A 13,402-nucleotide genomic window follows, 5' to 3' on the forward strand; every position below is an offset into this window, starting at 1 on the left:
TTATGAGAAAAAGAATATTAGCATCATCATTGATAACTGTAATTTTTGCTTTAATTATTGTGACTTGCTCTTTTATAGCACTAGTAAACTTTAAAGAAATAGATAGAACTAAAGAGATTCTAGCTGTTTATAATAATTTGGTTATAAAATCAAATAACTTTGATGAAAATAATTTAAAAAACTTTACTATAAACAATTCAAAAGTAAGATTCACTTTTGTAGATAAGGAAGGAACTGTAGTAAAAGATACGGATAATAAAAATCTTGAAAATCATTTAAACAGAGAAGAAGTAATAGGAGCATTTAAAAATGGAGAAGCTTCTTCAACAAGATATAGTAATACAGAAAATACAAATGTAATTTATTATGCAACGAGAATTGATGATAATACAGTAATAAGATCTTCAGTTTCATTATATACAATAAAGTTATTTTCTGAAGATTATATTAAGTACTATTCTATTGTAATAGTATTTGTCATTTTATTATCTTTAGGGCTATCATTAAAATTAGTAAGAGCTGTAATTTATCCAGTTAAAGAACTAGAAATAGTAACTAATAAAATTGCTAATGGTGATTATGGAAGAAGAGTAAGTATATTTACAAATGATGAAATTGGATCATTAGCAAGTACTTTTAATAATATGGCAGATCAACTTCAAGCTAAAATAAGTGATTCTCTAGATAAACGAAATAAATTAGAAGCTATTTTAGAAAGTATGGAAAGTGGAGTAATAGCAGTAGATAATAAACAAAACGTAATTTTAATAAATCCATATGCTAAAAATTTATTTGGAATAAAAAAGGATATTATAGGAGAAAAGATATCGGAGTATATAATAGATTATGATATACTAACATTTATGAAAAATGTACCGTTTATAGAAATGAAGGAAATAAAATTAATACATCCTATACCAAGGGAGCTGAGAATTAAAAAGGCACCGATAATAAATGATAAAAAAATACCAATAGGTGTAGTTATAACAGTATTAGATATAACAGATATTAAAAGATTAGAGAATATTAGGAGTCAGTTTGTAGCTAATGTTTCTCACGAACTAAAAACTCCATTAACTTCAATAAAAGGTTTTGCAGAAACTTTAAAATTTGTTGAAGATATAGATACTAAAAATAAATTTTTGGATATAATAGACAAAGAAGCAGAAAGATTAACAAATTTAATAAATGATATTTTAATTCTTTCTAATATTGAAAACAATCATAGAATGAAGGAAGAAACATTTAATCCAAAAGAAGTTATAGAAGATGTAATAAATATGGTTACTCCTCAAATGAATAATAAAAATATAGAAATAGAATTTATAAATAAGGCAACTAAGAATTTAATTGGAGATAGGGATAAATTTTTCCAAATGATATTAAATCTAGTGGAGAATGCTATTAAATACTCAAATAATGAAACAAATATAAAGATAAAAATTTATAATGTAAATGATTATACATACATAGAAGTAGAAGATAATGGAATAGGAATACCAAAAGAGGATTTACCAAGAATATTTGAAAGATTTTATAGAGTTGATAAATCAAGAGCAAAAGGCGGTACGGGGTTAGGATTAGCTATAGTCAAGCATATAGTTAAAATGTTTAATGGAGAAATTTTTGTTAATTCTACATTAAATAAAGGAACTAAATTTACAATTAGGTTAAGAAGACCTATAAAATTGAATGATTAAATATAAAAAAGAAAAGATGTTGTAAGTCTTTTCTTTTTTTATACATTAAAATAAGCTTGTTTAAATTTCATTTAACAATTTCATAACTTTTCTTAACATTAAGCTAATATTTACTTAACTTTTAGGGACTAATATAAATATGTAAGGAAAATTAATAAAAAATAATAAATTTAAATTATTAATTTGGAGGGGAAATTTATGAAAAGAAAAAGTTTAAAGATAATATGTACAGCTTTATTAGTTTCTATGGCATCAGGAGTATTTATGGGATGTGGAAAAGAAGGAGACTCAAATACAAATAATAACTCTTCAGAAAAGTCAGTAACAATATCAGTTTCAGGCTCAACGTCAGTTGGACCATTAATGGAAAAAATTGCAGAGAAGTATGAAATAGACAATAACAATGTATCTATAGAAATAAATCAAGTAGGATCTTCAGCTGGGATTAAAGATGCTATAAACGGAGTATCAGAAATAGGAATGTCTTCAAGAGAATTAAAATCAGAAGAAGAAAAAGAAGTAAAACCAACAATTATAGCATATGATGGTATAGCAATAATAACAAATAAGAATAACGTAATTAAAAATATAACATTAGAGCAAATAAAAGGAATATATACAGGGAAGATAACTAACTGGAAAGAAATTGAGGGTGGAAAGGATGCACCTATAGTTGTTGCCTCAAGAGAAGAAGGATCAGGAACAAGAGATGCTTTCCAAGAAATAGTTGGATACAAATCAGAAGAATTAAAAGCAGATGCAATGATTTCTAATGGTAATGGTGGTTTAAAAGAAACAGTAGCAGGAAATGAAAATGCAATAGGATTTGTCTCTTTTGAATACTTAGATGATAAGGTAAATATTGTGAATGTTGAAAATATAGAGCCGAAAGCAGATTTAGTGAAATCAGGAGAATATAAAATATCTAGGCCGTTTTTATTAGCAACAAAGGAAGGAAAGTTAACAGATAATGGTCAAAAATTAATTGATTTTATCTTAAGTGATGTAGGTCAAACAATAGTTAAAGAAAATAAGTTAATTCCAGTTAAATAACTTTGAGTTATTAAGAATGCTCATTATTGGGCATTCTTACTTTCATAGGAGAGGGTAATCATGTTAAACGTAAAAAAAAATAACAATAGCAAGTATGTAATAGAAAATGTATCAAAAGCTATATTTTTTGGAAGTGCTCTTATTGCAGTAATAAGTTTATTGTTAATTATAGGATTTGTGTTTTTTAAAGGGTTAAATCCTTTTATAAGTAAGGGATATTCATTTAAGAATTTTATATTTGGATCAGTATGGGTACCAGGTTCAGATAAGTTTGGAGTCTTACCGATGGTACTTGCATCTATATTTGGAACATTGGGATCACTTGTTATAGGAGTACCTATTGGAATACTAACAGCTATATTTATAGCAGAGATCGCACCCAAAAAAGTAGGTAAGATAATATCAGGAGCAGTTGAACTTTTAGCAGGAATTCCATCGGTTTTATATGGAGTATTTGGATTAGCAGTAGTAGTGCCATGGATTATGAATACTTTTAATCTTCCAAAGGGCCAAAGTCTTTTAGCAATTATAATTGTTTTATCAGTTATGATGTTACCAACTATAATAACAGTTTCGGAAACTGCAATTAGGTCAGTTCCTAAATCATATAAAGAGGGATCATTAGCACTTGGTGCATCACATATAGAAACAACTTTTAAAGTTGTTGTTCCAGCTGCAAGGTCTGGTATTTTAGCAGCAGTTGTTCTTGGAATAGGAAGAGCAATTGGTGAAACTATGGCAATAATATTAGTAGCAGGAAACTCGGCTATAATTCCAAAATCTATAATGGATTCTGTAAGACCTTTAACAACTAATATTGCCTTAGAAATGGGTTATGCATTTGGAACACATCAAGAAATGTTATTTGCAACAGGAGTTATATTATTTTTATTTATATTATTATTAAATTTAATATTAAGTAAACTTTCTAATAAGGAAGGTAAATAGATATGAGAAAATTTAGAGAAAATATTCTAAAGTTATTATTATGGATTTCAGCTGGAATTACAGTTGGAGTATTAATATTTATATTAGGATTTATATTTGTTAAGGGATATAGACATATAAGCATAGACTTTATAACAAAAAATTATTCAGCATCAGGCGATGGGGGAATATTGCCCATGATAGTAGCCACTTTGTATACTGTGTTTATATCCATATTAGTAGCTACTCCAATAGGAGTATTAGCAGCAATTTATTTAACAGAGTATGCAAAACAAGGAAAAATTGTAAAGATAATAAGGTTTGCAACTGAAAGCTTATCTGGAATTCCATCTATTGTATATGGATTATTTGGATCAATATTTTTTGTTGTAACATTAAAATTTGGATATTCTTTATTAGCGGGATCCTTAACTGTTGCAATAATAATATTACCAGTAATAATAAGAACAACAGAAGAAGCTTTAAAATCAGTTCCATCTTCATATAAAGAGGCTTCACTAGGACTTGGAGCAACAAGGTTTCAAACACTGTATAAAGTTATAGTACCAAGTGCTATTCCAGGAATATTAGTTGGAGTTATACTTTCAGTAGGACGTGTGGTTGGAGAATCAGCTGCAATACTTTTAACTGCAGGAACTGTTGCAAAAATGCCTAAGGGAATCATGTCTAGTGCCAGAACACTGACGGTGCAATCATATTTAGTAACTCAAGAAGCTGGTAATATAGAACAAGCAGCAGCTGTTGGAATAGTTTTAATAATTATTATATTGATTTTAAATATTATAGCTAAGATTATAACCAAAAAGTTTAGCAAGGCAAATTATTAAAAAACTAAGAGGTGTAAGTATGTCAAATGAAATAATGCCTAAAATTAAAGTTAGAAATTTAAATTTATATTATGGTGATAACCAAGCATTAAAAAATATAAGTATAGATTTAGAAGCCAATAAAGTTACTGCATTTATAGGCCCTTCTGGATGCGGAAAATCAACTTTTTTAAGAACATTAAATAGAATGAATGATTTAATAGATAATGTAAAAATAGATGGAGAAATATCTGTAGATGGAGAAGATATATATAAGAGTAAGGATGTTATTGCATTAAGAACAAAAATAGGAATGGTATTCCAAAAACCCAATCCATTCCCTATGTCGATTTATGATAACATAGCCTATGGACCTAGACTTCACGGAATAAAAGATAAAAAAACATTAGACATGATAGTGGAAAAGAGTTTAAAAGGTTCAGCTCTTTGGGATGAAGTCAAAGATAGACTTAAAAAAAGTGCTTTAGGTTTATCAGGAGGACAGCAACAAAGATTATGTATAGCTAGAACTATAGCAGTTTCACCAGAAATCATATTAATGGATGAACCGACCTCTGCCCTAGATCCTATATCCACAAATAAAATGGAGGAATTGATGGAGGAACTAAAAAAGAAGTACACAGTTATTATTGTAACTCATAATATGCAGCAAGCAGGAAGAATTGCTGATAAGACAGCATTTTTCTTAAATGGTGAAATAGTAGAATACGGAGATACTGAAGATATATTCTATAAACCTAAAGACAAAAGAACAGAAGATTATATTACTGGAAGATTTGGTTAAAATATATAAGAGGTGATTTGAAATGATGAGAGAAGTAATGAGCAACAAGATAAAGCTTTTAAATTCTGAACTTATTGAAATGGCAAGCCTGGTTGAAAAACAAATATATGATAGCATGACGGCACTTAAGGATCAAAATTTAGAATTATCAAAAAAAGTTATGAAAGATGATGATAAAGTAGATAATCTTCAAAAAGAAATAGAAGAAAAATGTATTAAGTTCATGGCTACTGAGTCGCCGCTTGCAAGGGATTTAAGAAGTATATATACTACAACTAAAATAGTTACAGATCTTGAAAGAATGGCAGATTATGCAGTAGATATTTGCAAGATAGTTCCAAGAGTTAAAGGTGTTAATTTTTCAAATGAAATAGCACCAGTTTGGCAAATAGTAGACATAGTTACAAATATGATAAAACTTTCAATTGAAGCATATGTAAATGGAGACGAGAAGGCAGCATATGAAATTTGTGATATGGATGATAGAGTAGATGAAATTTATCAAGGAATGTTTGAAATAGTACTAAAGAAAATGGGTAAAGATGAATCAATGATAAATCAAGGGACACAAATATTATTTGCATCAAAGTATTTAGAGAGAATTGGAGATCATGTAACTAATATATGTGAATGGATAATTTTTTCAAAAGAGGGTAATTATGTTGACTTAAATGAATAAATAAATAAAAAACATCCCTAATGATAGGGATGTTTTTTATTGACTAGATATTATTATTAATGTAATATAACATCAAGTGATGATTATAATTAGGTGAATTGCGATTTAATGTAAAAAAGGTAACAACTTAAATATAAAGAACTTAATAAATAAGAATCTTAGATAATTTCGTTTATATATGGGGAAAATTATTATATAAAATGACATAATATAAAGATACTTTTTAAAATATTGAGGTGAAAAAATGAAAAATCTAATTAAAAAGGTAGACCTTGGAAGTATTGCAGAAGAGGTTGGAATAGAGGTTAATGATGTATTAATATCAATTAATGGTACACCCATAGATGATATCATAGATTATAAATTTTTAGCAGCAGATGAAGAAGTACTTCTAGAAATTGAAAAACCTGATGGAGAAGTTTGGGAATATGAAATTGAAAAGGAATATGGAGAAGATTTAGGTATTGAATTTGATGGTGGAATAATGGATAAAGCTAAAAGATGTTCAAATAATTGTATGTTTTGCTTTATTGATCAACTTCCAAAAGGTATGAGAAATACATTATATTTCAAAGATGATGATTCAAGATTATCCTTTTTACAAGGAAACTTTGTTACGTTAACAAATATGAAGGACGAAGATATCGATAGAATAATAAGATATAAAATAAGTCCTATAAACATTTCTGTACATACTACTAATCCAGAATTAAGAGTAAAAATGCTAAAAAATAGATTTGCAGGAAGCATAATGGAAAGACTTAAAAAGTTAAGAGATGCAGAAATTGTAATGCATGCACAAATAGTATGCATACCTAATGTAAATAATGGTGAAGAATTAAGAAAAACTATTATTGATTTATATGAACTGCATCCATATGTAAAGAATATAGCAGTTGTACCTATAGGCATAACTAAGTTTAGAGAAAATCTTCCACATGTAGATACATTTACAAATGAAACTGCAAAAAATGAAATTATGATGGTACAAGATCTTCAAAGAAGATTTGTAGAAGAAACAGGTACTCCTTTTGTGAGATTATCTGATGAATTTTATTTAGTAGCAGGTTTAGATGTTCCAAATGATGAATTTTACTCAGAATATGAACAACTAGAAGATGGTGTAGGAATGATAAGATATTTTAGGGAAGTTACTCAAAACTCCTTAGAATTCCTAGATAAAAACTGTAAGGGTAGTTTTTCAATGGTTACTGGGGAACTTGCATATGAAGAAATAAAAAAATGTGCAAACAATATAAAAAGACATAACCCAAATATCAAGATTGATGTATATAAAATTATTAATAATTTCTTTGGAAATACTATAACAGTAGCAGGACTTTTAACTGGGACTGATATAATAGATCAATTAAAAGGAAAAATAGAAACAGATTATTTAATTATGCCAAGTAATATGTTTAGAAAAGGATATGAACTTGGCCCAGCAGATATGATTATGTTGGATGATTTAAGAATAGAAGATTTAGAAAAAGCCCTTGGAATTAAGGTTATAGTTTGTGATTATACAGGAGATGACCTTATTGATATAATAAATGAAAATTGTGAGGAGGAAAAATAATGGGTAAACCGATAGTTGCTATAGTTGGAAGACCAAATGTAGGTAAATCCACTTTATTCAATAGATTGGCAGGACATAGAATATCTATAGTTCAGGATACACCAGGAGTTACAAGAGATAGAGTATATGCTCAAGCTGAATGGCTTAAGTACAACTTTACAATGATAGATACTGGTGGTATAGAACCTGAAAGAGAAGACATAATAGTTAAGCAAATGAGAAGACAAGCAAATATAGCTATTGAAACAGCTGATGTTATAGTGTTTGTTGTTGATGGAAAAGAAGGATTAACTCCTGCTGACCATGAAGTTGCAAGTATGCTTAGAAAAAGTAAAAAAGAAGTTGTTTTAGTTGTTAATAAAGTTGATTCTTTGAAAGAAGAAGAAAATGCTTGGGAATTTTATAATTTAGGAATTGGAGATCCAGTAACGATATCAGCATCTCAAGGATTAGGACTAGGAGATATGCTAGATAGAATAGTTGAAAATTTTGATAAGTATAATGAAGAAGATGAAGAAGATGATTTTATTAGAATAGCAATGATAGGAAAACCTAATGTTGGTAAATCATCATTAATAAATAGACTGCTTGGAGAAGAAAGATTAATAGTTTCGGATATACCTGGAACAACAAGGGATTCCATAGATAGTACATTAGAAACTGAACATGGAAAATTTATTTTAGTAGATACAGCAGGACTTAGGAGAAAAAGTAAAGTTAAGGAAGAAATAGAAAGATACTCTGTAATCAGAACATATACTGCAATAGAAAGAGCAGATGTATGTATATTAATGATTGATGCTACTGAAGGAGTAACTGAACAAGACGAAAAAATAATAGGTTATGCTCATGAAATGAACAAAGCTATTATGGTTATAGTTAACAAGTGGGACTTGATCGAAAAAGATGATAAAACTATGCAAAGATATAAAGAAGATTTACAAATGAGTCTTAAGTTTTTAAAGTATGCAAAATACTTATTTATATCTGCAAAAACTGGTCAAAGAGCACATAAGGTTTTAGAAATAGCAAGAGAATGTTATGATAATTATTCAAAGAGAATACCTACTGGAATATTAAATGAAGTTATAAATAAAGCTGTTCTTATGAAAGAACCACCAATAGTAGGTCTTAAAAGGATGAAGATTTATTATGCAACTCAAGTTGCATCAAAACCACCGAAGTTTATATTCTTTGTTAATGATTCAAGTGCATCACATTTTTCTTACGAAAGATATCTTGAAAATCAATTAAGGGAAAGTTTTGATTTTAGTGGAACTGGTATCCAAATAGAATATAGAGAAAGGAAGGAATAATAATGAGTAATGTGACCTTTTTAGGAGGAGGTAGTTTTGGTACTGCGCTAGGAATACTGTTGGCTAATAAAGGTAATAAGGTTGGTATATATGATAGAGAAAAAAATACAGTTAATGATATTAATATAAATAGAAGAAATGATAGATATATTAAAGATTTACATATACCTGAAAATGTCACTGCTTATATTAATTTAGATGAAGCTATAGAAAATACAGAGTTTATAGTTTTAGCTGTACCTTCACATGCTATAAGAGTAGTAGCAAAATCATTAAAAAATAAGATAAAAAAAGATGTTATAATTATAAGTATAGCTAAAGGAATTGAAGAAGGAAGCAATTTAAGATTATCTCAAGTTATAGAAGAGGAATTACCAAATAATAAAGTGGTAATTTTATCCGGGCCTAGTCATGCTGAAGAAGTAGCTTTTGATATTCCAACAACTGTAGTAGTAGCTTCACATCATTTAGATGCAGCTAAAAAAGTTCAAGATTTATTTATAAGTATCAATTTTAGGGTTTATACTAATGAAGATTTGATAGGCGTTGAAATTGGTGGTGCAGTTAAAAATATAATTGCATTGGCAGCAGGAGTTTGTGATGGAATTGGATATGGGGATAATTCAAAAGCAGCACTTATGACAAGAGGTATGGCTGAAATCGTTAGGATAGGAGTTAAGCTTGGTGGTAAAGCTGAAACTTTCCTTGGACTTACTGGTATGGGAGATTTAATAGTTACTTGTACTAGTCTTCATTCTAGAAATAGAAAAGCAGGTTATTTAATAGGTACAGGAAAAACAACTGACGAAGCTATAAAAGAAGTAGGAATGGTAGTAGAAGGAATTAAAGCATGTAGAGCCTTCTATGAGTTAAAAGAAAAATTAAATATTGAAATGCCTATAACAGATGTTTTGTATAAAATATTATTTGAAGAAAAGAATCCTAAAGATGCAGTAATAGATTTAATGGAAAGAGAAAGAAAAAGTGAAATATACTAAAAATAAGTATTGATTTAATTTATTTTAAAAGCTCCTAAGGGAGCTTTTTTCTTTTTTTATTAATTAAATTTTCATTTTAGCACCGATCCTTTTATCATTTTAACTATATATAGTAATATTATTAAAATGAAATTAATATATTATTATATATGTACTTCGAGGAATCTTTAAAAATTTTAAAAAACTGTATATTTTTTTATATCCTTGAATATATATATAGTGTTAAAAATAAATAGGAGGGTACACCGTGGACAGCTTTAATATATACAAGGATATAGCTGAAAGAACACAAGGGGACATATATGTAGGTGTTGTTGGACCAGTTAGAACAGGTAAATCAACATTTATAAAGAAGTTTATGGACCTTATGGTAATACCAAAGATTGATAATAATTATAAAAAGGAAAGAGCAAAAGATGAATTACCTCAAAGTGGATCAGGAAAAAGTATTCACACAACAGAGCCTAAGTTTGTTCCAAATGAAGCTGTAGAAATAACTATCGATGAAGACATAAAATTTAAGGTTAGAATGGTTGATTGTGTTGGTTATATTGTAAAAGGTGCAGTAGGATATATGGATGGAGAAGAAGCTAAAATGGTAAATACTCCATGGTACGATTACGAAATACCTTTTGAAGATGCAGCAGAAATAGGAACTAGAAAAGTTATAACGGATCATTCTACCATAGGCCTTGTAGTTACAACAGATGGAAGTATTACAGGGATAGAAAGAGATGAGTACTTAGAAGCAGAAGAAAGAGTAATAGATGAATTAAAGGCTATAAATAAGCCTTTCATAGTTGTACTTAATACGAAATATGTTAATGCTCCAGAAACAAGAGCGATGAAAAAAAATTTAGAAGAAAAATATGATGTTACAGTTCAAGTTATGGATGTGGCTAATATGAATGAAAGTGATGTAGAAAATATATTTAAACATGTACTTAAAGAATTCCCAGTAAAAGAAATTAATATAAATATGCCAAGTTGGGTTGAAAAATTAGAGACTGAACATTGGTTAAAAAAGAATTTCTTTAATATAATAAAAGGAATGTGCGAAAACATAAGTAAGGTTAGAGATATTAAAACTACATTAAATTTATTAAAAGAAGAAGAAAATTTATCTCCAACAGAAATGAGTTCAGTGGATTTGGGAGAAGGTAAGGCAATTATTACTATGAAACCTAAAGATGGAATTTTCTATAACATACTAAGTGAAATTTGTGATTTAGATGTTCAATCAGAAAGTGATTTATTATCTTTAATAAAAGAATTAAATTTTGCCAAAAAAGAATATGATAAAGTAAAGGATGCACTAATTGATGTAAGAGAAACTGGTTACGGATTAGTTGCACCACAGTTATCAGAAATGAAATTTGAAGAGCCTGAAATGGTTAAGCAAGGAACCAAGTTTGGTGTGAAGCTAAAAGCATCTGCCCCATCACTTCACTTTATAAAAGCTAATATAAAAACTGAAATAAGTCCTATAATGGGATCAGAAAAAGAAAGTGAAGAATTAGTAAAATCACTAATGGAGCAATTTGATAAGGATCCAGCATCTTTATGGCAAAGTAATATGTTTGGTAAACCTTTGGAAGTGTTGATAAAAGAAGGATTACAAAATAAATTATATAAAATGCCTGATGATGTACAAGTTAAAATTCAGAAAACACTTCAAAAGATAATAAATGAAGGTAGTGGAGGGTTAATCTGCATTATCTTATAAAGAAAGAGGTTAGTCTTATTGTAGACTGACCTTTTTCTTTATAAAATAAATAGTACATTTACATTATATTTGTAAATTAAAACAATACTAATGAATAATATATTAGTAAGATCTTTTAAAAATAAAGCTCATATACACTATACAGAATTGAGGGATATTATGGAAGACAGATTTTGTACCTATAAGAGAGTAGGATATTTTAAAGAAAGAATGGCAGAAAACTTAGGGGTAAAATTTACAGGTACCATCTATGCCTCCCCAGGGGTATTAAAGCATATTAAAAAAAGACATGGAAAACAGTTGAGTAAAAAAATAGTTGGGAATCTAATAGAATATATGAGAAATATAATTGAAGATCCAGACTATATAGGGGTATATAAGCTAACTGAAAAAGGGATTCATATCGAATTAATAAAAAAGGCAGAGACGAATATACTAATAGGTATAGATATAGATAGCAAAAGGGATTATATATATGTTTCAACAATGTATCCTATAAGTGAAGGTAAAATAAACAATAGACTATATAGAGGAAAATTAATAAAATGGAAATAATAAAAGTTGAAACATTTTTGTATAAAAGCTATAATATGTATATTGGCATAAAATTAATAGATTATTGAGGTGAGAAAGGGCTCCTCATACGCTGAATTTCAGTAATAAGAGATGTAGGATACGCCGACCTACCAATAATCTAATTTAGATTTAAATTTTTTAAACTTTTGGTTTATCCAAGGGTTTTTATTTTTTAATTAATTTTAGGAGGGAAAATATGAAAAAGGTAGCAGTAGTCTTTAATGGAGGAACAATTTCTATGAAAGTAGATGAAAGAATAAAAGCAGCTGTTCCAAGTTTAACTGGAGAAGAAATAATGTCAATGGTAACTGGAATAGAAGAATTTGCAGAGATAGAATCTCATAGCTTTTCTAGTAAACCATCTCCACATATTACAATACAAAACATGCTAGAACTTAGTAAATTTATAAAATCTTTAGTAGATAGAGAAGATATAGATGGAGTTGTATTAACTCATGGGACAGATACCTTAGAAGAAACGGCGTACTTCTTAGATTTAACTATAGATACAGAAAAGGTAATAGTTGTAACAGGTGCTATGAGAAGCAGTTCAGAACTTGGATATGATGGTCCATTTAATTTAGCAACTTCAATATGTACGGCAATTTCAGAAGAAGCTAAAGGTAGAGGTGTATTAGTTTGTTTTAATGGGGAATTAAATTCAGCAGCAGATGTTACTAAAGCAAATTCAATGGCACTTAATGCTTTTAAAACTCCAAACTTTGGCCCAATAGGAATAGTAGATAATAATAAGGTGTTATTTTATAGAAAGACTAAAAAACATAAGGTTTATTATGTAGAAAGTATAAATGATGAGGTTGCATTAATAAAATGTGTGGTAGGAATGAGTTCGGATTACATAAATTATTTTATAGATAAAGGTTATAAAGGAATTGTTATAGAAGCTTTAGGAAGAGGAAATGTTCCACCTTCTATGGTAGCTGGAATAAAAAGAGCTTTAAATAATAATATACCTGTTGTCATCGTTTCTAGATGCTTTGAGGGAAGGGTATATGAATCTTATGGATATGAAGGTGGAGGGAAAATGCTTAAAGACTTAGGTGTATTTTTTGAGGAAAGTATGCCAGGACAAAAAGCAAGGATTAAATTAATAGTAGCACTTTCAAGCAGTAAAAGAATTGATATAAGGGAATCTTTTAAAAACAATACGAATATTATGTAGACTTACAAACAATTTAATACGTTTATATTGACA

At 28.6% G+C, this 13,402-nt stretch carries 12 protein-coding genes; all 12 read left to right on the forward strand.

What is annotated here, in order from left to right; translation table 11 throughout:
* Window positions 1–2 precede the first annotated feature (2 nt).
* The 12 genes from AAT22_RS06055 to AAT22_RS06110 all read left to right on the forward strand — a co-directional run bounded on the left by AAT22_RS06055 (window position 3) and on the right by AAT22_RS06110 (window position 13,369).
* The gene (locus AAT22_RS06055) at window positions 3–1,700 is read left to right on the forward strand and encodes a sensor histidine kinase (protein WP_047000586.1); all 1,698 of its coding nucleotides are present in this window, start codon (window positions 3–5) and stop codon (window positions 1,698–1,700) included.
* A gap of 198 nt (window positions 1,701–1,898) precedes the next feature.
* Window positions 1,899–2,753 carry a phosphate ABC transporter substrate-binding protein gene (locus AAT22_RS06060; RefSeq protein ID WP_016206440.1) on the forward strand — a complete coding sequence of 285 codons (855 nt, stop codon included), beginning with the start codon at window positions 1,899–1,901 and terminating at the stop codon, window positions 2,751–2,753.
* A 60-nt stretch (window positions 2,754–2,813) separates the two neighbouring features.
* A complete protein-coding gene (pstC, locus tag AAT22_RS06065; protein WP_016206439.1) occupies window positions 2,814–3,701 on the forward strand; it encodes a phosphate ABC transporter permease subunit PstC in 888 nt (295 codons plus the stop codon).
* 2 nt (window positions 3,702–3,703) lie between these two features.
* Window positions 3,704–4,528, forward strand: coding sequence for a phosphate ABC transporter permease PstA (gene pstA / locus AAT22_RS06070; protein ID WP_047000587.1), 825 nt, complete (start codon window positions 3,704–3,706; stop codon window positions 4,526–4,528).
* 34 nt (window positions 4,529–4,562) lie between these two features.
* Window positions 4,563–5,312 (forward strand): phosphate ABC transporter ATP-binding protein PstB, encoded by a 750-nt coding sequence (pstB, locus tag AAT22_RS06075; protein ID WP_016206437.1) that lies wholly within the window; start codon window positions 4,563–4,565, stop codon window positions 5,310–5,312.
* Between the two features lie 22 nt (window positions 5,313–5,334).
* On the forward strand, window positions 5,335–5,991 hold the full coding sequence (phoU, locus tag AAT22_RS06080) for a phosphate signaling complex protein PhoU (RefSeq protein WP_016206436.1): 657 nt from the start codon (window positions 5,335–5,337) through the stop codon (window positions 5,989–5,991).
* A 244-nt stretch (window positions 5,992–6,235) separates the two neighbouring features.
* Window positions 6,236–7,570, forward strand: a complete 1,335-nt coding sequence (locus tag AAT22_RS06085; protein WP_047000588.1) for a DUF512 domain-containing protein — start codon at window positions 6,236–6,238, stop codon at window positions 7,568–7,570.
* Window positions 7,570–8,886 carry a ribosome biogenesis GTPase Der gene (gene der, locus AAT22_RS06090; RefSeq protein ID WP_047000589.1) on the forward strand — a complete coding sequence of 439 codons (1,317 nt, stop codon included), beginning with the start codon at window positions 7,570–7,572 and terminating at the stop codon, window positions 8,884–8,886. The genes AAT22_RS06085 and der overlap by 1 nt, the downstream gene beginning before the upstream one ends.
* Window positions 8,887–8,888: 2 nt before the next feature.
* Window positions 8,889–9,884 (forward strand): NAD(P)H-dependent glycerol-3-phosphate dehydrogenase, encoded by a 996-nt coding sequence (locus AAT22_RS06095; protein ID WP_047000590.1) that lies wholly within the window; start codon window positions 8,889–8,891, stop codon window positions 9,882–9,884.
* Between the two features lie 247 nt (window positions 9,885–10,131).
* The gene (gene spoIVA / locus AAT22_RS06100) at window positions 10,132–11,610 is read left to right on the forward strand and encodes a stage IV sporulation protein A (protein WP_016206432.1); all 1,479 of its coding nucleotides are present in this window, start codon (window positions 10,132–10,134) and stop codon (window positions 11,608–11,610) included.
* A 90-nt stretch (window positions 11,611–11,700) separates the two neighbouring features.
* The gene (locus AAT22_RS06105) at window positions 11,701–12,165 is read left to right on the forward strand and encodes a PBECR2 nuclease fold domain-containing protein (protein WP_242849792.1); all 465 of its coding nucleotides are present in this window, start codon (window positions 11,701–11,703) and stop codon (window positions 12,163–12,165) included.
* Between the two features lie 217 nt (window positions 12,166–12,382).
* A complete protein-coding gene (locus AAT22_RS06110; RefSeq protein ID WP_047000591.1) occupies window positions 12,383–13,369 on the forward strand; it encodes an asparaginase in 987 nt (328 codons plus the stop codon).
* The last annotated feature ends 33 nt before the right edge of the window (window positions 13,370–13,402 follow it).

Source organism: Clostridium sp. C8, from assembly GCF_001010885.1.
Lineage (GTDB): Bacteria > Bacillota > Clostridia > Clostridiales > Clostridiaceae > Clostridium > Clostridium sartagoforme.